21 protein-coding genes are annotated in these 22,297 nt (G+C 67.6%); 15 read left to right on the forward strand and 6 right to left on the reverse strand.

What is annotated here, in order from left to right; genetic code table 11:
* Positions 1 to 156: 156 nt before the first annotated feature.
* Positions 157 to 1,485, reverse strand: coding sequence for an outer membrane protein assembly factor BamB family protein (locus ACT89H_RS01015; protein WP_445106561.1), 1,329 nt, complete (start codon positions 1,483 to 1,485; stop codon positions 157 to 159).
* A gap of 202 nt (positions 1,486 to 1,687) precedes the next feature.
* On the opposite strand from ACT89H_RS01015, the gene ACT89H_RS01020 reads away from it, so the two are divergent.
* Both ACT89H_RS01020 and ACT89H_RS01025 read left to right on the forward strand, forming a co-directional pair.
* Positions 1,688 to 2,437: an acyltransferase gene (locus ACT89H_RS01020; RefSeq protein ID WP_445106562.1), complete on the forward strand. Its 750-nt coding sequence runs from the start codon at positions 1,688 to 1,690 to the stop codon at positions 2,435 to 2,437.
* A gap of 227 nt (positions 2,438 to 2,664) precedes the next feature.
* Positions 2,665 to 3,210 (forward strand): DUF1697 domain-containing protein, encoded by a 546-nt coding sequence (locus ACT89H_RS01025; RefSeq protein WP_445106563.1) that lies wholly within the window; start codon positions 2,665 to 2,667, stop codon positions 3,208 to 3,210.
* Positions 3,211 to 3,222: 12 nt separating this feature from the next.
* Here ACT89H_RS01025 and ACT89H_RS01030 read toward each other — a convergent pair whose 3' ends face one another.
* The 3 genes from ACT89H_RS01030 to ACT89H_RS01040 are packed head-to-tail and all read right to left on the reverse strand — an operon-like array spanning position 3,223 to position 6,955.
* Positions 3,223 to 4,476, reverse strand: a complete 1,254-nt coding sequence (locus ACT89H_RS01030) for a glycosyltransferase family 4 protein (RefSeq protein WP_445106564.1) — start codon at positions 4,474 to 4,476, stop codon at positions 3,223 to 3,225.
* Positions 4,473 to 6,095: a 1,4-alpha-glucan branching protein domain-containing protein gene (locus ACT89H_RS01035; RefSeq protein WP_445106565.1), complete on the reverse strand. Its 1,623-nt coding sequence runs from the start codon at positions 6,093 to 6,095 to the stop codon at positions 4,473 to 4,475. The genes ACT89H_RS01030 and ACT89H_RS01035 overlap by 4 nt, the downstream gene beginning before the upstream one ends.
* Positions 6,096 to 6,136: 41 nt before the next feature.
* Positions 6,137 to 6,955 carry a class I SAM-dependent methyltransferase gene (locus ACT89H_RS01040; RefSeq protein WP_445106566.1) on the reverse strand — a complete coding sequence of 273 codons (819 nt, stop codon included), beginning with the start codon at positions 6,953 to 6,955 and terminating at the stop codon, positions 6,137 to 6,139.
* A 262-nt stretch (positions 6,956 to 7,217) separates the two neighbouring features.
* Between ACT89H_RS01040 and ACT89H_RS01045 the strand changes: the two genes are divergently transcribed.
* Positions 7,218 to 8,003 carry an electron transfer flavoprotein subunit beta/FixA family protein gene (locus tag ACT89H_RS01045; RefSeq protein WP_445106567.1) on the forward strand — a complete coding sequence of 262 codons (786 nt, stop codon included), beginning with the start codon at positions 7,218 to 7,220 and terminating at the stop codon, positions 8,001 to 8,003.
* A gap of 37 nt (positions 8,004 to 8,040) precedes the next feature.
* A complete protein-coding gene (locus ACT89H_RS01050; RefSeq protein WP_445106568.1) occupies positions 8,041 to 8,997 on the forward strand; it encodes an electron transfer flavoprotein subunit alpha/FixB family protein in 957 nt (318 codons plus the stop codon).
* Between the two features lie 94 nt (positions 8,998 to 9,091).
* Here the strand turns inward: ACT89H_RS01050 and ACT89H_RS01055 are convergent, their stop codons facing one another.
* Positions 9,092 to 9,748 (reverse strand): Uma2 family endonuclease, encoded by a 657-nt coding sequence (locus tag ACT89H_RS01055; RefSeq protein WP_445106569.1) that lies wholly within the window; start codon positions 9,746 to 9,748, stop codon positions 9,092 to 9,094.
* 161 nt (positions 9,749 to 9,909) lie between these two features.
* On the opposite strand from ACT89H_RS01055, the gene ACT89H_RS01060 reads away from it, so the two are divergent.
* The 5 genes from ACT89H_RS01060 (at position 9,910) to ACT89H_RS01080 (ending at position 13,696) form a co-directional block, all read left to right on the forward strand.
* Complete coding sequence (locus ACT89H_RS01060) at positions 9,910 to 10,290, forward strand: hypothetical protein (protein WP_445106570.1); 381 nt, start codon at positions 9,910 to 9,912, stop codon at positions 10,288 to 10,290.
* A 260-nt stretch (positions 10,291 to 10,550) separates the two neighbouring features.
* Entirely contained in the window at positions 10,551 to 11,135 is a 585-nt protein-coding gene (locus ACT89H_RS01065; RefSeq protein ID WP_445106571.1) for a hypothetical protein, read from the forward strand.
* 82 nt (positions 11,136 to 11,217) lie between these two features.
* Positions 11,218 to 11,955, forward strand: coding sequence for a hypothetical protein (locus ACT89H_RS01070; protein WP_445106572.1), 738 nt, complete (start codon positions 11,218 to 11,220; stop codon positions 11,953 to 11,955).
* A gap of 271 nt (positions 11,956 to 12,226) precedes the next feature.
* Positions 12,227 to 12,973 carry a hypothetical protein gene (locus ACT89H_RS01075; RefSeq protein ID WP_445106573.1) on the forward strand — a complete coding sequence of 249 codons (747 nt, stop codon included), beginning with the start codon at positions 12,227 to 12,229 and terminating at the stop codon, positions 12,971 to 12,973.
* 111 nt (positions 12,974 to 13,084) lie between these two features.
* Complete coding sequence (locus ACT89H_RS01080) at positions 13,085 to 13,696, forward strand: hypothetical protein (RefSeq protein ID WP_445106574.1); 612 nt, start codon at positions 13,085 to 13,087, stop codon at positions 13,694 to 13,696.
* A gap of 158 nt (positions 13,697 to 13,854) precedes the next feature.
* Here the strand turns inward: ACT89H_RS01080 and ACT89H_RS01085 are convergent, their stop codons facing one another.
* Positions 13,855 to 14,712, reverse strand: coding sequence for a LysR family transcriptional regulator (locus ACT89H_RS01085; RefSeq protein WP_445106575.1), 858 nt, complete (start codon positions 14,710 to 14,712; stop codon positions 13,855 to 13,857).
* 113 nt (positions 14,713 to 14,825) lie between these two features.
* Here ACT89H_RS01085 and ACT89H_RS01090 point away from each other — a divergent pair, with 113 nt between their 5' ends.
* The 6 genes from ACT89H_RS01090 to mnmA all read left to right on the forward strand — a co-directional run bounded on the left by ACT89H_RS01090 (position 14,826) and on the right by mnmA (position 22,239).
* Positions 14,826 to 16,118, forward strand: coding sequence for an NAD(P)/FAD-dependent oxidoreductase (locus ACT89H_RS01090; RefSeq protein WP_445106576.1), 1,293 nt, complete (start codon positions 14,826 to 14,828; stop codon positions 16,116 to 16,118).
* Between the two features lie 523 nt (positions 16,119 to 16,641).
* Complete coding sequence (locus ACT89H_RS01095; RefSeq protein WP_445106577.1) at positions 16,642 to 17,469, forward strand: GNAT family N-acetyltransferase; 828 nt, start codon at positions 16,642 to 16,644, stop codon at positions 17,467 to 17,469.
* Positions 17,466 to 18,494 (forward strand): lysophospholipid acyltransferase family protein, encoded by a 1,029-nt coding sequence (locus ACT89H_RS01100; RefSeq protein WP_445106578.1) that lies wholly within the window; start codon positions 17,466 to 17,468, stop codon positions 18,492 to 18,494. The genes ACT89H_RS01095 and ACT89H_RS01100 overlap by 4 nt, the downstream gene beginning before the upstream one ends.
* Positions 18,495 to 19,029: 535 nt before the next feature.
* On the forward strand, positions 19,030 to 19,623 hold the full coding sequence (locus tag ACT89H_RS01105; RefSeq protein WP_445106579.1) for a cytochrome P450: 594 nt from the start codon (positions 19,030 to 19,032) through the stop codon (positions 19,621 to 19,623).
* Between the two features lie 271 nt (positions 19,624 to 19,894).
* Positions 19,895 to 21,124 (forward strand): cysteine desulfurase family protein, encoded by a 1,230-nt coding sequence (locus ACT89H_RS01110; RefSeq protein WP_445106580.1) that lies wholly within the window; start codon positions 19,895 to 19,897, stop codon positions 21,122 to 21,124.
* On the forward strand, positions 21,124 to 22,239 hold the full coding sequence (gene mnmA / locus ACT89H_RS01115; protein WP_445106581.1) for a tRNA 2-thiouridine(34) synthase MnmA: 1,116 nt from the start codon (positions 21,124 to 21,126) through the stop codon (positions 22,237 to 22,239). The genes ACT89H_RS01110 and mnmA overlap by 1 nt, the downstream gene beginning before the upstream one ends.
* Positions 22,240 to 22,297: the final 58 nt, after the last annotated feature.

Below are 22,297 nucleotides of genomic sequence, written 5' to 3' on the forward strand. Positions count from 1 at the left end.
GAAGTTCGGCGACGACGAGCCGTACCGCCCCGCCCACCGGCTCGTCGTCACCATCGTCCTGCTGTCGAAACAGGACGGCCATCATCCCGGATCCGGGCGCGGCCGCTCCGGCGAGAACCGTACTCGGCACGTCCCCGGCCAGTGAGAACGCCGGGTCTACTCCGGCTTGAACGCGAAGATCTCGCCGATGCGGGTGGCGACCACGACCTCGCCCTCCGCGCCGACCGATGTGCCGGTGGTCGTGCCCTTCGCGCCGGGCAGAACGTCGGAATCGATGGTGGCTCCGGTTCGCGTGTCGAAGGTGACCAGGTTCAGGCCGTCGCCGATCGCCGCGGTGACGTAGCCGGTATCGCCCGCCGTCTGCGCGGCAGCGCCGCGCAGTGCGAGATCCTTGCGTTCCCAAGCGGTTTCGGCGGTGTCACCGTTGTCTCGGAGCGCGAGCAGATAGCCTTCCTCACCCGACGGGATGACCAGGCCGTCGTTGGACACCGAGATGCCGCCGCGCGGTGTCCAGTCCAGCCGGTGGACCCACTTGGTCCGCCCGTCGGCGGTGTCGAGGGCGATCAGGCGGTTGTTGTTGTCGCCGACGTAGACGGTGCCGCCGTCCGCGGACAGGGCCGGGCTGGTCGCGCTGCCCCCGAGCAGCAGTTCGGTGCTCCACTCCCGCGCGACCTTGGCGCCGGTGTAGCGCAGCGCCACGAGAGCCGCGGCGGGCCGCCCCGGTTGCCACAACGTCACGTAGAAACGGCCGCTGGCGGCGTCGATGGCGGAGATGTTCGCGACCGGGCACTGCGGCCCTCCGACGGCGCAGTCGTCGAGTCCCTGGCCCGCGTCCGGCCAGCCGAGGCCAGGGTGCGCGAGGAAGTCCGGTTCGCCGAGCAACTGCACGGTCGCAACCGCCCGGTCGCCGGTCTGCCTGGACAGTACGTCGACCTGCCCGGACTGGCTGACCGTCAGCAGTTTGCCGTCGCCGGTGAACTGCACCGAGACCGGCGTTCCGGCCACGGGCGTCGCCCACCGCGGCTGCCCCAGGTAGTTGAAGGAGATCACCCTGCTGTCGTCGCCGACGTAGACGTTGGTCATCCAGTCGACCGCGGACGGCGCGGAGATCGCGCTCGGGCCCAGAGCGTTGCAGAACCGCTTGCGGCCGGTGGCCATTTGAAAGGAGAAGATCGAGCAGTTCGGTAGCCGCGTGGTGACGAACAGCTGGCTGTCGGGCCCCAGCGTGACCGGCTGGGCGATCGGTCCGCCGACCGGCCGCTGCCAGCTCAGCCCGAGCTTCCGCGATCCGGTGACCGGAGCGGTGCCGCTGTTGCGGCCGTCGTGGTAGGCGGCGGTCCAGCCCTTGCCGGTGCCGACGGTGATGTCGTCGTAATCGGTGCCGCAACCGGCCACTGTCAGCGCGCCGACCGCGGCCAGCACGACCGCGGCGCGTTTCCGGGACGGTCGCCACATGGAAGTAGCCAGTACGCCGCCGCTTCGCACCTGCCGTACTCCTGTCGTCGTTGGCTCGCATCCGCGCCTCCTCCGGCGCAGGAGTCACTGTACGGGAGGCCGGTGCGCGGGTGAACGAGTCCCGCGTTGTGGTAACGGGTGCTCGTCGCAACGCTCGTGGTGGGCGATAGGCTCTAACCGTCCGCCGTCGAGGCGGGCGACGACCGGTAGGACCACGACAGGAGAACCGTTCGTGACGAGCATGTGGGGCGCACCGTTGCGCTCGCGCTGGCGGGGATCGCGCCGCCGGGATCCGCAGCAGGCGCGTTTTCTGACGTTGGCGTCGCTGCGCTGGGTGCTCGCGAATCGGGCGTACACGCCCTGGTATCTGGTGCGCTACTACCGGCTGTTCAAGTTCCGCTTGGCCAACCCGCACATCGTGTTGCGCGGCATGGTCTTCCTCGGCCGTCGCGTCGAGATCCACGCCACGCCGGAACTGAGCCGCATGGAGATCGGCCGCTGGGTGCACATCGGCGACGGCAACGCGATCCGCTGCCACGAGGGTTCGCTGCGCATCGGCGACAAGGTGGTGTTCGGCAAGGACAACGTGGTCAACACCTACCTCGATATCGAGATCGGGGAATCGACCCTGGTCGCCGATTGGTGCTACATCTGCGACTTCGACCACAAGATGGACGACATCACCGTGCCGATCAAGGACCAGGGGATCGTGAAGAGCCCGGTGCGCATCGGCCCCGACACCTGGATCGCCGCCAAGGTGACCGTGCTGCGGGAAACCCGCGTCGGCCGCGGGTGTGTGCTCGGCGCGCACGCCGTGGTCAAGGGCGAGATCCCGGACTACAGCATCGCCGTCGGCGCACCGGCCAAGGTGGTGAAGAACCGCAAGGCGGCCTGGGAGGCGGGCGCCGAGAAGCGCGCCGAATACCTTGCCGCGCTGGAGGACATCGCGCGCAAGAAGAACGGGGCCACGCAGACCGCTTAATAGGTGCCGCCGGACGTAGTCCGCCCTCAACCCCGCGCATGGCCGCAGCGAAGGCGGAGGTACGCCTAATGGGCGCAGCCGGACGTAGTTCGTCCTCAGCCCCGCGCATGGCCGGAGCGAAGGCGGAGGTACGCCTAATAGCCCGCGCATGGCCGGAGCGAAGGCGGAGGTTCGCTTAGCGAGGCAGCCTCGCGAATCCGTCGGTGCGGGCGGGTAGGTTCGGCGCTATGACTGCCTACGCCGCCCTGTTGCGCGGGATCATGCCGAGCAATCCGAACATGAGTAACGCGAAGTTACGCGGAGTGTTCGAATCGCTCGGGTTCGAGGGCGTCGGTTCGGTCCTGGCCAGCGGAAATATCGTGTTCCGCAGCGCGGAGACCGACGTGCCCGCGCTCGAGGAGCGCATTCAGCGGGCGCTGATCCGGGATCTGGGGATCGGCGGCGGCACCATCATCCGCAGCCACGACGAACTGCGCGCGCTGCTGGACACCGACCCGTTCCACGGCCTGACCCATGAACGCGGCACGTATCTGATCGCCACGTTCCTCAAGGACCCGGCCGAGCCTCCGGCAACCCTGCCCGAGCGGCCCGACCCGCTCACCCGGGTCGTCGGCTACGACGAGACCGCCCGCGCCGTCCTGGCCGTCATCGACAACAGTCAGCCGGGCAAGACTCCGAACTTCATGGCGTGGCTGGAGAAGACGTACGGCACGGACATCACCACCCGCACCTGGCTCACCATCGAGCGCATCGTCAAGAAACTGGCGCCCTAGCGCGGCCGGGGCCTACGTCGGATCGCGTTCCGGCAGCGGGCGTTCCACGATGGACGGGCGGCCCAGCGGATTGCGCACCCGCCGCTTGGCCGACTGGTACACCTGGGCGGTCTCCGCCGCCACCACGTCCCAGGCGAAATCGGCGGTGAGCCGTTCCCTGGCGGCGTAGGCGCGCTGCTGCGCGGCGGCGGGATCGTCCAGGGTGGCGCGGACCGCCTCGACCAGGCCGTCGACGTCCGCGGGCGCGAACGAGGCGCCGGTGACCCCGTCGATCACCGCCTCGCCGAGGCCGCCCGCCGTGGAGGTGATCAGCGGGGTGCCCGCCGCGGCCGCCTCCAACGCGACGATGCCGAAAGGTTCGTACCGGCTGGGCAGCACGATCGCGTCGGCGCCGTGCAGCCAGCCGAGCAGTTCCGCGTGGTCGAGCTGACCGGCGAAGGTCACCGCGCGGGCGACGCGGTGCACCCGGGCGCGTTCGCGCAACCACGCGAACTGGGTGCCGACGCCGGCGACGGTCAGGGTGGTGCCGGGGTGGGCGCGGCGGATGCGCGGCAGCGCGGCGATCGCGTCCTGCACGCCCTTCTCGTACTCGAGCCTGCCCACGTACAGCAGCCGCGGCGGCCCGCTACGCGGTGCGCGCGGACGGAAGGTCCACGCGCCCACGTCGATGCCGTTGCGGATCACCGTCATCGGGATCCGCTCCGGACCGTAGAGTCGCTCCACTTCGTCCTGCATGGACGCCGAACAGGTGATCAGCGCGTCGGATTCGTTGGCGAGCCACCATTCCACCGAGTGCACCTGCTTGTTGACCTTGCCCGCGACCCAGCCGCTGTGCCGCCCGGCCTCGGTGGCGTGGATGGTCGACACCAGCGGCACGTCGTAGTACTCGGCCAGGGCGATGCCGGGGTGGGCGACCAGCCAGTCGTGCGCGTGCACCACGTCGGGCGTCCAGCCGTCGCCGATGCCCGGCTTCCCGAGTGCGACGCCCGCGCGCACCATGGCGTGCCCCATGGCCAGCGTCCAGGCGAGCATGTCCTCGCCGAAGTCGAATACCGGCGGGTCCTCGGCGACCGCGACGACCAGCACACCGTCGGCGATATAGGAGTGCGTGGGATGGGTGGAGGCGTCGGTGCCGGAGGGGCGCCGGGACAGGACGACCACCTCATGGCCGGCTGCGGCGAGTTCGACGGCGAGGTGATGCACATGCCTGCCGAGCCCGCCGACCACGACCGGCGGGTACTCCCACGACACCATCAAGATCTTCATGCACGTCCTTCTGCGGCCCGGCCGGGATCCGCCGGAACCGGTCCGTGGGCCGCGGTGGCGGAATCCGGGCCCGGCGCGGCGGCGGATACTGCCCCGGTTGCGCTGGGTATGGACGCCGCGGTGGAGAGTCGTCGCGCGTCCACGCCGGGGAAGAGTCCGTCAGCTTCCCCCCATCCTGCCGCCAACTGCCGTGCTTTCGCGAGTTGGCCCGCCCCGACGGCCGCGGCGATTTCCCGTACCGCGTGGGCATGGCGGTGCGCACGGTCACGCGCGTAGCCCGCGGCGGAATCCTTGCTGACCATGAACGCCCAGTCACTGGAGACGGTCAGGATCGCCTCACGCAGCAGTTGATCGGCGACGTGATCGCGAAGTCCCGGCGTGCCGCCCTGCGCGGCGCGCATCTTGTCGACGGTGTCCAGGGTCAACCGCACGATGTCGTCGTTGAGTTCGACCAGGTCGCGCACCTGCTCGCCCGCCCACACTCGCCAGTCCTTGCCCGAACCCCAGGAGGAGTCGGCCAGTGGCACCGGTTCGCCCAGATAGCCGCGCGCTCGGGCGTCGGCGAGGGTGCCCACGGTGACGCCTGCCTCCGGCAGCGCGCGCAGCACCTGCGCCAGCCACTGTGGGCCCTCGTGCCACCAGTGGCCGAACAGTTCGGTGTCGAACGCGGCGACGACCAGGGCGGGCCTGCCGATCCGCTCGGATTCGGAGATCAACCGCTCGCGCACCGTTCGCACGAAGTCGTCCACGTCCCTGACCACGGCCGCGGCGGCCGGTTCCGGATCGTAGGGAGCCTTGTCCGGGCCCGCGACGGTCTTGCCGGTGACCCGTGCGGGTTTGAGACCCGTCGCATGGTCGTAGTGATGAAAGTCACGGTAGGCGCCGTGGCCGGGATAGCCGGACTTCGGTGACCACACCCGGTAACTCACCTGCAGATCGCGCCCGAACGCGATCACGTCGGAGTCGTGCACCGGGCGGCCGAGCGTGGTGTCGCCGCGTAGCGCGGGCCCGTCGACCATGAAATGCGTCACGCCCGCGGCGGCGTAGCCCACCTCCATGCCGGGGGTGTATCCGCATTCCGGCGCCCAGATGCCGGTCGGCGTGTGGCCCCAGCGGTGCCGTGCGTCGGCCAGGCCCTCGGCGAGCTGGAACCGGCGCAGCCGGGGGTCCAGCAGCGGCTGGAAGGGGTGGGCGAGGGGGCCGCCGAGCAGTTCGATGGTCTCCGCGTCGATGAGCGTGCGCCAGACCGGCGCGGCGCCGTGCCGCCAGTACTGCTCGAATTCGGCCAGGGCGGCGGCGGCCAAGCGGTGCTCGTGCCTGCCGAGTGCGACGTTGCCCGCCATGGCGGCTTCGTCGGCGCGCAGCTGCCAGTTGCCCAGCCAGTGGTGCATGCCCGCCAGGCAGTGCGGGTCGTCCAGCTGGGCCGCGAGCACCGGCGTGATGCCGAGGCTGAGCAAATGCGAACGGCCTTCGGCCGCAAGAGTTCGCAGCACCTCGACGACGGGCAGGTAGGACGCGGCCCAGGACTGGTAGAGCCATTCCTCGCCGACCGGCCAGCGACCGTGATGGGCCAGCCAGGGCAGGTGGGAATGCAGGACCAAGGTGAACTGGCCCGGCACGGGGCTTGCTCCGTGTCCGCCGGGTACGCTGCCGCGATCGGTCAAGGCTTCACCGCGATGGCGATCAGATCCAGGCTCGTGTCGATATCCGCGGCGAGCAGTTCGAAATCGTCCACCGTGACGCGCGCGACGTCCGCGGTGAGTTCCGCCGGCCAAGGCTCCCCGGCCAGCGCTCGTTCGATCTGGGCGTCGATGAACGACCCGCCGTGTTTGGCGTCCAACGCTTTCAGGCCCGGTCCGTGGTGCACGCCGATCAGCTCCGAAACCTCGAATCCAGCGTCGACCAGCAGTTCGGTCAACTCGGTCGCGTCGAGTTCCCTGGTGTGGAACGGGTTGAGCGGAGTGTCGCGACCGGGCGAGAAGGTGATCCGGTTGGGGGTGCTGATCAGCAGCTCCCCGCCGGGGCGAAGCACGCGCAGGCACTCGCGCAGGAACTGGGACTGGTCCCAAAGGTGTTCGATCACTTGGAAATTCACCACGACGTCGATCGAGGCGTCGTCCAGCGGCAGCTCGGCGAGGTTGCCCTGGATCATCTCGACGCGGGGGTAGCGCGCGCGCACGTGCTCGACGGCGCCGGTGTCGTAGTCCACGCCGGTCACCGTGGCGGCCACGCCTGCGATCATGTCGGCGCCGTAACCCTCGCCGCTACCCGCCTCCAGCACGGTCTTTCCGGCGCAGCGGTCCAGCAGGCGGGCGTAGGCGATCTCGTGTCTGCGGAACCAGTAGTTCTCCTCGGCGATGCCGGGAACGGTGCGCTCGCCGGTCAGCGGCAGTGATCGGACGGCGCCGACGCTGGTCTCGGATTCCACGATGATGCCGGACGGGTCGCCCGCTGCGGCAGGGATCACAGCCTCGCTCATCGCTCCGACGTTACTGGCACCGGGTCCGCGGGGCACATCCCACCCGGTCGGCCCGGAACGGCGGCTTCACTCGCCGGGACAGGGGGTGCCGCAACGGCGCACTGTAGTGCGTGGTAACCAGATGTGAGAGAGAAGCCACTAAGTTACCGATGGGTAACTTAACGTAAGGTAATGTCACGGCCTGAGCCACCCACCCGGGCGTACGGCGCAGTTCGTGCGACCACCCACACGTGTAACCAGAACAGGAGGTCGACGAAGACCGATGCCGAACATCGTCGTACTCATCAAGCAGGTTCCCGACACCTGGTCGGAGCGCAAGCTCACCGATGGTGACTACACCCTCGATCGCGAGGCCGCCGACGCCGTCCTCGACGAGATCAACGAGCGCGCCGTCGAAGAGGCGCTGCTGATCAAGGAGGCCCAGGGCGGTGAGGTCACCGTGCTGGCCGCCGGTCCCGATCGCGCCACCGAGGCCATCCGCAAGGCGCTGTCCATGGGCGCCGACAAGGCCATCCACATCAACGATCCGGCCATCCACGGCTCCGACGCCGTGCAGACGGCATGGGTGCTGGCCAGCGCGCTCGGCCAGGTCGAGGGTGTCGAGCTGGTCATCGCGGGCAACGAGGCCACCGACGGCCGCGCCGGCGCGGTGCCCGCGATCATCGCCGAGTACCTGGGCCTGCCGCAGCTGACGCACTTGCGCAAGCTGACCGTCGACGGTGACAAGATCACCGGCGAGCGCGAGACCGACGACGGCGTGTTCAAGCTGGAGGCCTCGCTGCCCGCCATCGTCAGCGTCACCGAGAAGATCAACGAGCCGCGTTTCCCGTCCTTCAAGGGCATCATGGCCGCGAAGAAGAAGGAAGTGCAGACCTTCACGCTGGCCGACCTGGGCGTCGACCCGTCGACCGTGGGCGTCGCCAACGCGGGTTCCGTCGTCACCGGCGCCACGCCGAAGCCGCCGCGCACCGCGGGCGAGAAGATCGCCGACGAAGGCGACGGCGGCACCAAGATCGCCCAGTACCTGATCGGCCAGAAGATCATCTGATCTCGGTAGCGCTGCAGACTTCCTAGGAGACAAACACATGGCTGAAGTACTCGTGCTCGTCGAGCACGCCGAGGGTGCGATCAAGAAGGTCAGCACCGAACTGCTCACCGCCGCTCGCGCCCTCGGCGAGCCCGCCGCCGTCGTGCTCGGCACGGCGGGCACCGGCGAGAAGCTGGCCGACGCGCTGGCCGCCGCGGGCGCCGAGAAGATCTACATCGCCGAGTCCGACGATGTGGAGAACTACCTGGTGACCCCGAAGGTCGACGTGCTGGCCGCGCTGACCGAGTCGGTCTCGCCCGCCGCCGTCATCGTCGCCGCCTCCGCCGAGGGCAAGGAGGTGTCGGGTCGCCTGGCCGCCCGCATCGGCTCCGGCCTGCTGGTCGACGTCATCGAAGTGAACAACGACGGCAGCGCAGTGCACTCCATCTTCGGTGGCGCCTTCACCGTCGACGCGAAGGCCACCGGCGATGTCCCGGTGATCTCGGTCCGTCCGGGCGCCGTCGAAGCCTCGGCGCAGGCCGGAGCGGGCGAGAAGGTGACCGTCGAGGTGCCCGCGCAGGAAGAGGGCGTGGTCAAGGTGACCTCGCGCGAGCCGGTCGTGGCCGGTGACCGTCCGGAGCTCACCGAGGCGAACATCGTGGTCTCCGGTGGCCGCGGTGTCGGTTCCGCCGACAACTTCTCGGTGGTCGAGGCCCTCGCCGACTCGCTCGGCGCGGCCGTCGGCGCCTCCCGCGCCGCCGTCGACTCCGGCTACTACCCGGGCCAGTTCCAGGTCGGCCAGACCGGTAAGACGGTCTCCCCGCAGCTGTACATCGCCCTCGGCATCTCCGGCGCGATCCAGCACCGCGCGGGCATGCAGACCTCGAAGACCATCGTCGCTGTCAACAAGGACGAAGAGGCGCCGATCTTCGAGATCGCCGACTACGGCATCGTGGGCGACCTGTTCAAGGTCACCCCGCAGCTGACCGAGGCGGTCAAGGCGCACAAGGGTTGATAACGCCTTGCGCTGCCGAACGGCCCTGGACTGCGGTCCGGGGCCGTTCGCGTTGCAGCGGTCCACGGCAGTGACGATGCCTCGCCACACCCGTTCAGAAGGCGAGTGCCGTCCACGGTATGTCGATCGGAAACGGGTGTGTGAACGACACTCTCTCTTCCTTTTCGCCGTCATTCGCCCACTCGCCGACGAGCCGATATGCGGCCGTGTGCAACGGCCTGACCCCATCGGGTAGCTGCGCGTATCCGGTCTCCAAGCCGTAGGCCCGAATGAAAGCAATGGCGCTGACATCCGCTTTCAGCGTCACTTCCCAGTACCACGAAATCCCGGCCTTTGCGTAGCGTGCCGCCTTGGCGGCCAGGACGGGCGCGGTGTTCGACGGTGCGAGCACTTCACCCACGAGAAGTGTGTCGGCTGCCCGTACGTCCTGATATGGAGGCAGACAGCGGTGCACGAGAAAGTCTGGAGTGAGGAAGTCGGATTTCCCGATTGCTCCGAGAAAGACATTTGTCTCGAACTCGGCCTCCCAGCAGCTTTCGGGCCGCACCGACATATCCGCACGCGCACACCGCTCGATCTCGTTGACGATCCGGCGGGTGAACCGCTGATGTTCCCGGGGACCACGGGGCATCCACACCACGCGACCTTCCCAGAGTTCGATCTGTTCCGCGATCTCCTCGGGTAGACGCTCCAGTTCCTCCCAGGTCGGGTATTCAGGGAGGTCAGGACGCTCGACACCGGGCCTGGACATGCCGCAATGATAGCCCTGGGAACATCCTTGGCTTCGACCGTTTCCAGCCGGGGGGCGGGTCCGGCAGCGGACATCCCAATAATTCGCGTCCGCGCGGGGACGGGGCCGAGGTAGGGGAATCCCCGCGTCGCCTGGACCCTCCGCAGCTCCCCGAGGGCACGATGTTCGACCGCAACGGTGAACTCGTCTGGGACGGGACCAGTCCCGGCACGGAGGCGGGTGTTCCGCTGGGCATGAAGTTCGGAGTAGACGGCACGCTCCACTGGGATGGGTCCATCCCCGGTACTACGAGGGGGGCCAAGCCGCCGCGTGACAAATTGCCCGGTGGAAAGCAGCCGACCACAACCGGTGAGCCCAAACAGAAAAAGCCGAACCCGCCGCAACCTGAGCAAGATGCGCTGGAGAGTGCCACAAGCCCGGCCCGTGACGGCATGGATCAGGGCCATCCGAACTGGAATGTCGATAATATCGAAAAAGATTCCAATGTCCGCGGATTCGTAGGCGACGCACTCACTCGGGCAAAACTAGTACTGCAGGGATAGCGTATTATCGCTGCCGGGGAAAAGGCAAAGATCCCGTTCCGGGTAAGCCTGGCGAGTTCTTCAAGCCGGACTTTATTGCCATAGATAAAGACGGCAAGCTCGTCCTTGTCGAGTCCAAATTCAATGAATCCAAATACTTTCCCGATCAGTTCGATGGGTACAGATACTATGCCGAGAAAGGTAAATCTTTCGAGATAGACTTGAAAAAGAATCCAGACTTGCTGGAGTTGCTAAGGCAAGCTGAGGTTGACACTAGCGATATGGTGATCGACCGCGTGGAAACAGTTCGATGGAATAATGAATGGGCGCCTACGGATGCTGTGCTCAGTCGATCCGCTGACGATCCGAAAATTCTTGGAGATCTGGTCGACGGTACGATCGAGAATCCGGAATGGAGGAATTCGGCGCTGAGCGCATTCTCGGAACTAAACGCGGAGGCGGCTCGGCGCTCTTTCAATTCTGGTGACTATCTCGCTGCAATTCACTATCAATCTCGGCGCCAGGCTCTGGAGTTGGTTCGCAATCTCGAGCGGAGTCTGCAAGCGCTGGAAGACAGTCTGCTGGGCGCGGGCAATCCGCCCATCCGCCCCGCTGGAAACCCACAGGCTCGCGATGTCAGCATGCAGTCCGATGTGCTGAGGACTATTGGAGGCGATACACATGCCCTGTCGTTTCGGTGGAATTCTTGGCACTGGCAGGGTGTGGCGCGGCTACCTGGAATTCGCGAAGTCAATCGGCGGGTGGATCAATCGGTGACCGTGAATATCTCGACTACGGCTATGGGTCCTGATCAACATGCCCGGGCAGAAGAGTTGCGGGTCATCGCCTATGGCGCTCATCTGTAGGCTGCTGAAGTGTAGGGTCGGGCCTCATTGAGGGAGGATGATTGGCTTACAGTAAGCTGGATTTTTCGGAGAGGGGAACACGATGGCCGTCGGCGCAGTGCGGTTGACGAAGATGGTGGTCGGTCAGCTGACCGAGGCCTTGGCGGTGGAGGGTTTCACACCTTCGGAGCCGCTCGACAGCTTAGGTGTCGCCGAACCGGGTGTCAGGAACCCGTCCTGGGTAAGGGCCTGGTTCGTCGCACCTGATAGCGGGGTGCCGAATATGACGATGGCGGTGAAGGCCACCATTCAGCGAAACGGTCACGGTGGTGTGGGGATCGCTGCGAGCGGGTGGGTCGTTTCGTCGGCTGTGGAGGGTGTCCTGCGGGATATGCCGGATGAAGTATTGTCCAAGGGTGGTTGGGACCGAAACTATATGGAGTCGGTAAACTTCGGGTATTTCGAGCGACCTCTCGATCCGGGGGAGATCTCGGTGGGAGGCGAGCCGGGGGTGGAACGCGCGGTGGGCGAGTTCATGCGGCTCCTGAGGGGTCCTGTCGCGGAGTGGTTCTCCCGGTTCGACAGTCCGGAAAAGCTGGTCCAGGGTGCACGGACACCAGCCACACAAAGTAGGGACCCGGAGAATCCGCACCCGGTTCTGCTCCGAGCTGTCGCTGTGCTGTCTGTGTTGAACGGTCGGGTGCGGGATGCGGCGATTCTGATGGAATGGTACCTGCGCCGCGATGGGTTCCATAAATGGGACTCTATCGAGCGTGCGTCGGGCTTCGACGCAGCGATGATCGAGCGATTCCCAGAATACGCTCGGATGCGCGGACACTGATCGGCTCGGGCCGTACAGAACATGACACAAGCCGATGCGCCGACACCGTGCCTGTTGAGGCCTTCTCAATTGCCTACCTGATAATTCGTAATTCGCAGTGCTGGCTATTGTTTAGCGCGCTGTGGCTGAAATTCGAGGGGGCGGGTGTTGTGAGCATCCAGGATGTAGCGGCTGCGTCGGCGGCTACCGTAGAAGAGGTAAGCACCCGTATGGAGCGCGGATGGAATCGAGGAGCGTCCTGCGAACGAGGCAGGATGTGGAAGGTGGCCAGATGACGGTGAGTGAGTCCGATCGTGTCGACCAGGTCGCGGTGGGTCCGGATGGTCGTCTGGTGTTGGTGATGGTGGAGGAGCGGTCGTATCGCGATGGTGATCTGGTGGTGTTGTGCGAGGACTTGCGCCGGAAGATGAACAGTTACATTCATGCGATCCGGTCCGGCTATGCGCTCGAGTTGGCTCGAGAGCGTGGTCTGGCTGAGATGGCCGGCGTGGATATCGTCTTGTTCAGTGACACGCAGCCGCCTCCGGTGGTGCGACAGATGATCGATCTTGTGAAGCGCGAGTTGTCCGGTGAAGGTATAGGCGCGCGGTGGGAGTCCTGGGCGCCCGATGTGGTCGGGGTCGAGGTGGTCGAGCGGGCCCTGGTCACCGAGGTTGTCGAGATGGTCGGTGCGGATTGGGATTTCGTGCTGCTGTGGGCGACATTGGTGGGAGATTCGGGTGCGGCGGGTGTGCAGGTGCGTCGGAGCAGTGGTTCCGTAGACAACCTGCGGCCGTCGGAGGGCTTGCTGCAGTTGCTTTCCGAACACAAGCGGGTGTCGTTCGACGACCGGGTCGGGGCCTGGTTGAGTGGTCAGATCTCGATCGCGGGTCCGGACCGATATCGAGCGATGTTCTCGACATCGGAGATCCCTGATTGGATGCCGGCTCCCTCCGCCGATGACCTGCGCGCGGAGCTTGCTGTCTACGTCCGCCGCGACAGCGAGATCCCGGATTGGGTACGACAACAGCTGGTGTGATCGGCTGGGGCGTGCGTAGCTGAAACGGCCTCCGACGGTTTGTTGGCTCTACTGTCGGAATACCGGAAGGTTTTCATACCGACCGTATGCGAAGCCCGGCTCAGCGGCCGGATGCTCATCGAGAGCGGCGAGGACTACATCTGTCGATTCTCGACGACAGACCTTCCAAAATGGATGCTGCTGCCGGTCGCGACGCGACAGCCGGACGTGTCGACCCTTCCTCACGGAGCATCTAAGGGCGGCAACAAGCACGATATCGTCGCCTTCAAAGACGGCACGCTCATGATCGTGGAGGCCAAGGGCGGCAACCCGGGCGATCCCAAGGTCGGCGGCGCGCTGATTCCCGACGGCGCGTACCGGGCCCAGCAGATGACCGACCCTTATCTGTGGCACAAACTCGAACAAGACGCCGCGAAAGACCCCGCCTTCACGCAATGGCTCATCGACCGCGGCATGTGGGAGGCGATGCGGAAGGAAGACCCGACCAAGATCGGGTACCGGCTGATTAGAACCGACACCACCGGCAAGATCGACATCTACGGCTCCTCCCAAGAGAAGATCGGCGACGCCGCGCTGATTTCGCCCGCGCGCCCCCGGGTAGAGGGAATCGACGGTCCGTTCGGCGAACCCGTTCTGTGTGGTCGGCCTCCGGGTTTGCGCTGCGCCGCCGCCGTCGCCCCGACAAGGCTTCCAATTCCGAGAAATCAGGGCAGTCGACTATAGGACGTTGCAGCGTCGGAGCACCATGATCGCGGCCCGGGCCTCACCTCCAGAGTCCGGGACCGTGGCAGCAGGGTAGCCGAAGACGGCAATGGACTAGGGAAGTGCGTTCAGCGACAAACCATGTCGCCCGGGGGCGCTGACGTCCCTCGAATCCCGAATCAACACCGGTGCAGTGCGGTGAGCAGGGTGTTCAGGATCGGTGAGCGCCGGGCGTCGGTGCGCAGGACCGCCGACACCGGGATGCGCAGCTTGCTTTCGGCCAGCCGCAGCACCACCAGCCCCTCGGTGGTGCTCTCCGCGTAGAGCACGGTCCACGCGTCGGGCCGGTTGATCAGTTCCATCGTCGCGGTGTGGTCCGGCGGGATGGGCGGTCCGAAGGTCGGGCCGGTGGGGAGTTCGGCGAACGCGTTGCGAATGACGGTGTGCAAGAGGACCTGTTCCTGCTCCGGGGGGAGTAGCAGCGGATAGGACGCCAGATCCGCCAGCGTCACCACATCCTTCGTCGCCAGCGGATGCGCGCCGGAGGTGGCGATCACCAGATCCTCGACCCATAGCTGCTCGGCCACCAGGCCGGGCTGGTCGACGCGGCCCCGGATCAGGGCCAGATCGCAGTCGCCGTCCGTCACCGCGGTGATGCGCTGGCGGAAGGGTTTGATGACGAACTCGATCTCCGCCTCCGGGTGCGCGGCGCGCGCCCCCGCGATCGCCGACAGCGAGCGGGTGGCGAAGGACATGTTCGCGGCGAGCCGGATGCGCGGCCCCACCGTGCGCACGGCGGCACGGATCGCCGATTCCAGGCTCAGCATTTGTTTCGCGAGGGGAAGCAGCCGTGCGGTGGCGTCGGTGGGCACGACCGATCGGGTCGAGCGCTCGAACAGTTGCACACCGAGGTCGCGCTCCAGCCGGGAGATCTGGTGGCTGATCGCCGACTGAGAGATGAAGCAGCGCGCCGCGGCGCCGCTGAAGCTGAGCTCCTCACATACCGCGACGAAGTAGGTGAGCTGCCGGAGTTCCACGGCGGCCTCCTCATTAATTACGAATCGAGATAAGAGTCATCTTAATTATGCGCCCAAACACCTGAAATATCCGCCCTCTGGATAACGGTTCGTAATGAGAGAAGGAGGCTGTCATGCAGTACGTGGACGCGGGGATCGAAACCGCGGGTGTCGTTATTGTCGGATCGGGCTTCGGCGGGCTCGCCGCCGCCAAGCAGTTGGCCAAGTCGGGGGTGGACTATGTGCTGATCTCCAGCACGCCCGAGCATCTGTTCCAACCGCTGTTGTACCAGGTGGCGACCGGTGTGCTCACATCGGAGGAGATCGCGCCGCCGATCGCCGGCATCCTGCGCCGCCATCGCGAGGCCGACGTGCGCCTCGGCACCGTGGTCGACATCGATCCTGACCGGGCCGTCGTCACCTATGAACACGAGGGCGTATCGCACCGCATCCGCTACGGCTCGCTGATCGCGGCCACCGGCGCGAGCCAGTCCTACTTCGGTCGCGACGACTTCGCGGAGAAGACCTATTCGCTCAAGACCATCGATGACGCGCGCCGGCTGCGCGCGCAGATAGCGCGGGTGTTCGCCGAAGCCGCGCAAGCCGACGAGCAGACCAGGCGCAGGCTGCTGAGCTTCGTCGTGGTCGGCGCGGGCGCGACCGGCGTCGAGGTGGCCGGCCAGCTGAAGGAGCTGGCGAAACGGCATTTCCACCAGGAGGTCTCGGTCACGCTCGTGGAGGGCGCGGGCGAGGTGCTCCCGCCGTTCGGCGGCGGGCTGTCGGAGTACGCGAAGAAGTCGCTGACCAGCAGCGGCGTGGACGTACTGCTCGGTACCTTCGTCACCGACATCGAGCACGGCAAGGTCACTGTCAAGAGCGCAGACGGCGTCGAGCACGCCATCGCGGCGGAGACCGTGGTGTGGTCGGCGGGCGTGCAGGCGGGCGGGTTCGCGAAAATCCTGGCCGAGGCCACGGGCGCGGCGACCGACCGCGCCGGCCGACTGCTGATCAACCCGGACCTCACCGTCGGCGGCTACGCCGACATCTACGCCATCGGCGACATGACCTCGCTCAACGGCTACCCCGGCCAGTCGCCGGTGGCCATGCAAGAAGGCAGGCACGCCGCCGACATCATCCGCCGCAAGAAGCAGCCCGGTACCCCCTTCACCTACTGGGACAAGGGCAGCATGGCGGTGATCAGCCGTTTCAGCGCCGTGGCGAAGCTGAACGAGCGCATCGCCTTCCGTGGCCTGATCGCCTGGGTCATGTGGCTGGCGGTGCATCTGTTCTACCTGGTCGGCTTCCGCAACCGCTTCGCCGCGGTCGCGTCCTGGCTGGTCGCGTTCATCTTCACCGGGCGTCCCGGTTTCGCCGAAGCGGATACGACCGCGCCGAAGGTGCTCGCCGCGGAGAGTCGAGCCGCGTAAAGCTGTGTTCGATTTCCAGCGCCTGCGGCGCTGGGTGTTCGCGGCCCCCTTTATGACTCGCGTGTGCGCGACCGCCGCTTGCTCCTTCGTCGCCTACGCGACGGCCGCGCACACGCGAGTGGGGCCGCGCACGGCGCCGGCTCGATTTCGCTGACACGAAAATGGAATTTCCCAACCCACGAAGGAGCGCGCAGCGCCCCTGAACAGCTTCGCTCGAAACCTGTCGTCGGGCCGTCTGGTTTCGTGAGCCGGCGATCACACTGTCTGGGCTTGCATGTTGGAGTGGCGTCGGGTCGTCGCCGACTATTCCGTTTGCGGGCACTCGTTCGGCCCGCGGATTGTCGGCATGAGTCGGTAGTTGGCCGATAACCGCATGTCGGATGCGGTTTCGATGCGGAGGGGCGAACGTGGTGGAACCGCTCGGTGAACGCTAGGTGTGACAGCCGTCTCGTTCACCCAACCGGCATCGCGGCGACACTTCGAGGTTGCTGGGGCGCATTGTCGGACTGGCTTCATCGTGGATATGACTATTTCGTCCGTGCTGACGGCCCCGGCTCGACCGACGGACTCCGGGGAGGGACGGTCGCGCTACTCGCTGGTGGTCTCCTCCGACCTCGACCACCGCGTCGCCGCCCAGCGCCTGCGCTACAACGTGTTCGCCAACGAGCCGGGGTTCCAGATCCCGGACGACGGCAGCGGTTTGGACGCCGACCATTTCGACGAGCACTGCGACCACATGCTGGTGCGTGACGACGCCAGCGGCGAATTCGTCGGCTGCTACCGGATGCTGCCGCCGGACAAGGTCGCCGCCGCGGGCGGGTACTACACGGCGACGGAATTCGATCTGGCGCAACTGGATCCGGAAGGTATGCGGATCGTCGAGATGGGCCGCGCGTGCGTGATCCCCGACCACCGCAACGGCTCGGTGCTCACCCTCATGTGGGCGGGCATCCTGCACTACATCCAGCTCACCGGCTACGAGTGGGTGATGGGCTGCGTGTCGGTGCCGATGCAGGACACCCCGGCCGACCCGCCAGGGGTGAACGTGCGCGGCGTGCGCGACATGCTGCTCGGTCGGCACGCCTCCGACCCGGAGCGCCGGGTGCACCCGCACAACCCGGTGATCGTCGACGGCAAGACGTTGGACGAACTGACCCCGCCGTCGCGGCCGAAGCTGCCTCCGCTGGTGCGCGGATACCTGAGGCTGGGCGCCGAGATCTGTGGTGAGCCCGCCCACGATCCCGCTTTCGCGGTCGCCGACTTCGTCGTGCTGCTCGGGCTGAACACCATCAACACCCGCTACCTCAACCGCCTACAAGACGCCGCCGCGTCGTTTGACGGAGGACGGTGAGGACCGTGGTTTTCGACGCGCCACCCGCCCCGTCCGCCGCGCACGCTTGGATGCCGGCGAGCCCCTGTGGTTCCGGCTGCATCGATTCGATCGACCAGGTCGGCCCGGCCCGGGTGGCCGCCCGGCTGGCCGGCATCGCCGCAGTGCTGCTCAGCTACCCGATCGCGCACGCGGTGACCCCGCGCGGCAAGCGGGTGCCGTTGCAGCGCGGCTACGCGCGCCTACTGCTCGGCTGCATCGGCCTGCGGTTGCGTGTCGTCGACAACCGGGTGACCGCGGCCGAGCGCGGTGTCGCCGATGAGGGCGACACCGCGCTCGCACCCGGCTTCGGTACTGACGACCGGGGTGTGCTTGTCGTCACCGGGCATATCAGCTGGACCGACATCGTCGCGCTCGCTTCGGTGCAGCCGCTCGGCTTCGTGGCCCGCGCCGACATGCTGGACTGGCCGCTGCTCGGCAAACTCGCCAAGCTGATGCGGGTGATACCGATCGAGCGCGAGAGCCTGCGGCAGTTGCCCGGCGTGGTGACCGCGGTTGCGGCGCGGTTGGCCGCTGGTGAGCGGATCGGCGTCTTCCCCGAGGGCACCACGTGGTGTGGCCGCGCCTACGGCGGCATGCGTCCGGCATTGTTCCAAGCGGCGGTGGACACCGGCACCCCCGTGCAGCCGGTGCGGTTGCGGTACCTGGACCGGCACGGCGTGCCGTGCACGGTGCCCGCATTCGTCGGCGCCGACACCTTCGGCTCCTCCGCCGGGCGGGTGCTGCGCTCGCGCGGAATGGTCGCCGAAGTGGTGCTGGAGCCGGTGCTGGCGCCCGGCGCCGACCGGCGCGAACTGGCCCGCCGCTGCGAAGCCGCCGTCCGCGGCACCGAGTCGCCGCGCCACGGTGCGCTGCAAGCCACAGGGTGGATCGAGGCGGGGCACACCCGGGTCCAGGACCCGTCGCTCACGACCGAGGCACCAGAAGTGCGCCGCCCACGCCGCCGCCCGATGCTGCGCGGCCGCCGCACCGCAGCCGCACAGTAGGCGACGAAGGCGCAGCCGGGCTACGTGAAGCTGCATCTGGGGGGCCGGCGGCTGTGTCGCGGTGCCTGGCAATCGGATAACTGGCGTGTTTGAGTCAGCTGGTCATCGTGGCCGGGGCCCGATTGTCGGCACAGTGCGGCGACGAAACAGCCTGGGCGCGTGTGCTTCTAGGTCCGCTCGCCAAAGTTGCGGCCGATCGCCCCGCACGGGATGCTCACGGCCAGTTCGAAGGATCCGCTGTGGGGACAGGCTCGGCGCATCCGCACGCCCGGGTTCGCTCAGGCCGCGATGCGCACCTATCACGATGCGATGGCCTCTGTCGCCGATGATCTGGTGACCGAATGGGCGTCGGCCGGCAGTGGCGGCGTGTCCGTTCATTCGGCGATGACTCGCGCCACCCTCGAAGTGATCGCGCGAGCCGGGTTCGATCGGAACCTGCGGTTTTTTCGATCCCGATGGGGCGGCCAGTGATTCGGACCGTTTCGTTCGGGAGCTGAGCCGCACGCTGCAGTGGGCATCGGAATCCACGAATGACGTGCCTCTCCTCGGCCACGTACGGGCGGCGCTGCGGGGTCCGGCGGTCTACTACCTGGCGCGGAACCCGGACTATCAAGACCGTGTGCGTGCCGAGATGCCCGCGCGGACAACCAGTCTCAGCTATGAAGATGTGACGAAGATGCGGTTCACGCGCCAGTTCCTCAATGAATGCCTGCGACTGTGGCCGCCCGCGCCCGGCTATTTCCGGATCGCACGCACGGACCAGAATCTTGGCGGCTACCTGGTCCCGGCCGGGCGTGCGGTGTTCGTCCTCGCGCTCGCCGCGCAGCGCGACCCCGAAGTGTGGGGTGCGTCCGCCGAGGACTTCGACCCGGACCGCTTCGACTCCACCGCGCTGCGCGCCTTTCCGGATCGATTCTTCCAACCGTGGGGCACAGGCCCCCGCTCGTGTATAGGGCGGGCGTTCGCGCTGCACGAGGCGACACTCATGCTCGGCCGGCTGGCGCACGCCTTCGATCTGCGCACAACCTCCTCAACGCCGCTGACCTTCCGGGAGCGCGGAACGCTACGCCCCGAGCCGTTCGAATTGACCGCCCGCGGCCGCTCCGTGGCTGCCACGGACAGCAAATAAGCGGGGCTGGCGTTCCGGCTCTCCGAGGGTGAGCAGCAGTTCCTGCTCTCGGCTGCGCGCGGCAGCGGCCTGCTCGCTGTCTGCACGCACCTGGTCGACCGGCAGCAGGTAGGGGCATTGACGCTGGGAGAGGCGCTGGCGCGGGGGTTGAGGGAATACCGTGGTGACCGGATCGGCTTGCATGTGGTGGGTAAATCGTAGGCAGGTCGTAGACGGCAGGGGATCGGCCCCACGGATCCGCAGGTGAATGGTGGGTTAGGGTTTATAGGTCATGAAGTCGGCTTTTTCGGGTCCGGTCAACGGTGCTGCGTCCCAGACGGTCTACCTCGATCATGCGGCCACCACACCGATGTTGCCCGCGGCCATCGAGGCGATGACGGCTGCCCTGGGCGGCACGGGCAACGCATCGTCGCTGCACGGCTCGGGGCGCGCCGCCCGGCGGTTGCTGGAGGAAGCGCGCGAGTCGATCGCGGCGGACCTGGGCGCCCGGCCTTCGGAGGTCATCTTCACCTCCGGCGGCACCGAGAGCGACAACCTGGCGGTGAAGGGCATCTTCTGGGCGCGCCGCGACGCCGATCCGCGCCGGAACCGGATCATCGCCAGCTCTGTCGAGCACCACGCGGTGATCGATGCGGTGGAGTGGCTCGAGCGGCATGAGGGCGCCGAGGTCACCTGGCTGCCGGTCGACGCCGACGGTGTGGTCGCGGCCGCGGCGCTGCGCGCCGCGCTCGCCGCCCATCCCGACGAGGTCGCGCTGGTCACCGTCATGTGGGCGAACAACGAGGTCGGCACGATCCAGCCGATCGGCGAACTCGCTTCCATCGCAGCGGAATTCGGCGTTCCGATGCACAGTGACGCGGTGCAGGCGGCGGCGCAGCTGCCCATCGACTTCGGCGCGAGCCGCCTTTCCGCGGCCAGCTTCGCCGGGCACAAGGTCGGGGGACCGCACGGTATCGGGGTGCTGCTGCTCGGCAGGCAGGTGCCGTGCGTACCGCTGCTGCACGGCGGCGGGCACGAGCGCGACCTCCGGTCGGGCACCTCGGACACCGCGGCCGCGCTCGGGCTGGCCGCCGCGCTGCGCCAGACCTCGATCGAACGCCAGGCTCGGACCGCCGAGCTGGTGGCGTTGCGAGACGCGCTGATCGACGGCATCCGCGCGGTGGCACCCGACGCGGTGCTCAACGGCCCGGCCGGCGAACGGCGACTGCCCGGCAACGTGCACATCACTTTCCCCGGCTGTGAGGGGGATTCGCTGCTGATGCTGCTGGACGCGGTGGGCATCGAATGCTCGACCGGTTCGGCGTGCACCGCGGGCGTCGCAACGCCCAGTCACGTGCTGATCGCCATGGGCGTCGAGCCGTGGCAGGCGCGCGGATCGCTGCGCTTCTCGCTGGGACACTCCTCGACGCGCGCCGACGTCGACGCAGTTCTGAAAGTCTTGCCGCAGGTGGTCGAGCGGGCCAAGGCCGCGGGCCTGGCCGGTGCGAGAGGAGGTGCCTGATGCGGGTACTCGCCGCGATGAGCGGTGGTGTGGATTCGGCCGTGGCGGCGGCGCGTGCCGTCGACGCCGGTCACGACGTGGTGGGCGTGCATCTGGCGCTGTCGGCGGCCCCGGGCACGCTGCGCACCGGGTCGCGCGGTTGCTGCTCGAAGGAGGACGCCGGTGACGCCCGGCGCGCCGCCGACGTACTGGGCATTCCGTTCTATGTCTGGGATTTCGCCGACCGCTTCGCCGAAGACGTCATCGACGACTTCGTCGCGGTCTACGCGGCGGGCGAGACGCCGAATCCATGCCTGCGTTGCAACGAGAAGATCAAGTTTTCCGCCCTGGCCGATCGCGCGGTGGCGCTCGGCTTCGACGCGGTGGTCACCGGGCACTACGCGCGACTGGACGGCGGTGTGCTGCGCCGCGCCGTCGACGCCGACAAGGACCAGTCCTATGTGCTGGCGGTGCTGACCGCGCAGCAGCTCTCGCGTGCGATGTTCCCGGTGGGTGACACCCCCAAGCCGCAGATTCGCGCCGAGGCCGCCGAGCGCGGACTCGCCGTCGCGAACAAGCCCGACAGCCACGACATCTGTTTCATCCCCTCCGGCGACACTCGCGCCTTCCTCGGCGCGAAGATCGGCATCCGGCCCGGCGCGGTTGTCGACGCCGACGGACAGGAGCTCGCGCGGCACGAGGGCGTGCACGGGTTCACCATCGGCCAGCGCAAGGGTCTCGGGTTGCCGGGTCCCGCCGCCGACGGCAAGCCGCGGTACGTCACCGGCATCGATCCCGAGTCCGGCACGGTTCGTGTCGGGTCGGCCGACGACCTGCGGGTCTGGACGGTCGAGGCGGAGCGCGCGATCTGGACGTCCGGCTCCGCGCTCGCGGGCCCGATCGAGTGCGTGGCGCAGGTCCGCGCGCACGGCGGCATCGCGCCCGCGGTCGCCGAGGCGGTGGGCGACGGACTGCGCGTGCGGCTGCGGGAGCCGCTGACCGGTGTCGCGCGGGGTCAGGCCGTGGTGCTCTACCGTCCGGATCCGGAGGGTGACGAGGTGATCGGAAGTGGCACCATTTCCGGTACTGCCCGCGAGCCGGTCCCGAGCGACGCGCGGGCCGACGCGCGGCGGTGATCTTTCGGGCAGCGTCTCCCCGGGGCTGCTCCGTGCGTGCATCGGAGGACGGTCTTGC

It is taken from the genome of Nocardia aegles, assembly GCF_052545135.1.

Coding starts and splice junctions, on each gene's coding strand:
- ACT89H_RS01025 (WP_445106563.1), top strand. CDS start 2,665: ATGACTGCCTACGCCGCCCTGTTGCGCGGGATCATGCCGAGCAATCCG.
- ACT89H_RS01030 (WP_445106564.1), bottom strand. CDS start 4,476: ATGAAGATCTTGATGGTGTCGTGGGAGTACCCGCCGGTCGTGGTCGGC.
- ACT89H_RS01040 (WP_445106566.1), bottom strand. CDS start 6,955: ATGAGCGAGGCTGTGATCCCTGCCGCAGCGGGCGACCCGTCCGGCATC.
- ACT89H_RS01045 (WP_445106567.1), top strand. CDS start 7,218: ATGCCGAACATCGTCGTACTCATCAAGCAGGTTCCCGACACCTGGTCG.
- ACT89H_RS01050 (WP_445106568.1), top strand. CDS start 8,041: ATGGCTGAAGTACTCGTGCTCGTCGAGCACGCCGAGGGTGCGATCAAG.
- ACT89H_RS01055 (WP_445106569.1), bottom strand. CDS start 9,748: ATGTCCAGGCCCGGTGTCGAGCGTCCTGACCTCCCTGAATACCCGACC.
- ACT89H_RS01060 (WP_445106570.1), top strand. CDS start 9,910: ATGTTCGACCGCAACGGTGAACTCGTCTGGGACGGGACCAGTCCCGGC.
- ACT89H_RS01065 (WP_445106571.1), top strand. CDS start 10,551: ATGGTGATCGACCGCGTGGAAACAGTTCGATGGAATAATGAATGGGCG.
- ACT89H_RS01070 (WP_445106572.1), top strand. CDS start 11,218: ATGGCCGTCGGCGCAGTGCGGTTGACGAAGATGGTGGTCGGTCAGCTG.
- ACT89H_RS01075 (WP_445106573.1), top strand. CDS start 12,227: ATGACGGTGAGTGAGTCCGATCGTGTCGACCAGGTCGCGGTGGGTCCG.
- ACT89H_RS01080 (WP_445106574.1), top strand. CDS start 13,085: ATGCTCATCGAGAGCGGCGAGGACTACATCTGTCGATTCTCGACGACA.
- ACT89H_RS01090 (WP_445106576.1), top strand. CDS start 14,826: ATGCAGTACGTGGACGCGGGGATCGAAACCGCGGGTGTCGTTATTGTC.
- ACT89H_RS01095 (WP_445106577.1), top strand. CDS start 16,642: ATGACTATTTCGTCCGTGCTGACGGCCCCGGCTCGACCGACGGACTCC.
- ACT89H_RS01110 (WP_445106580.1), top strand. CDS start 19,895: ATGAAGTCGGCTTTTTCGGGTCCGGTCAACGGTGCTGCGTCCCAGACG.
- mnmA (WP_445106581.1), top strand. CDS start 21,124: ATGCGGGTACTCGCCGCGATGAGCGGTGGTGTGGATTCGGCCGTGGCG.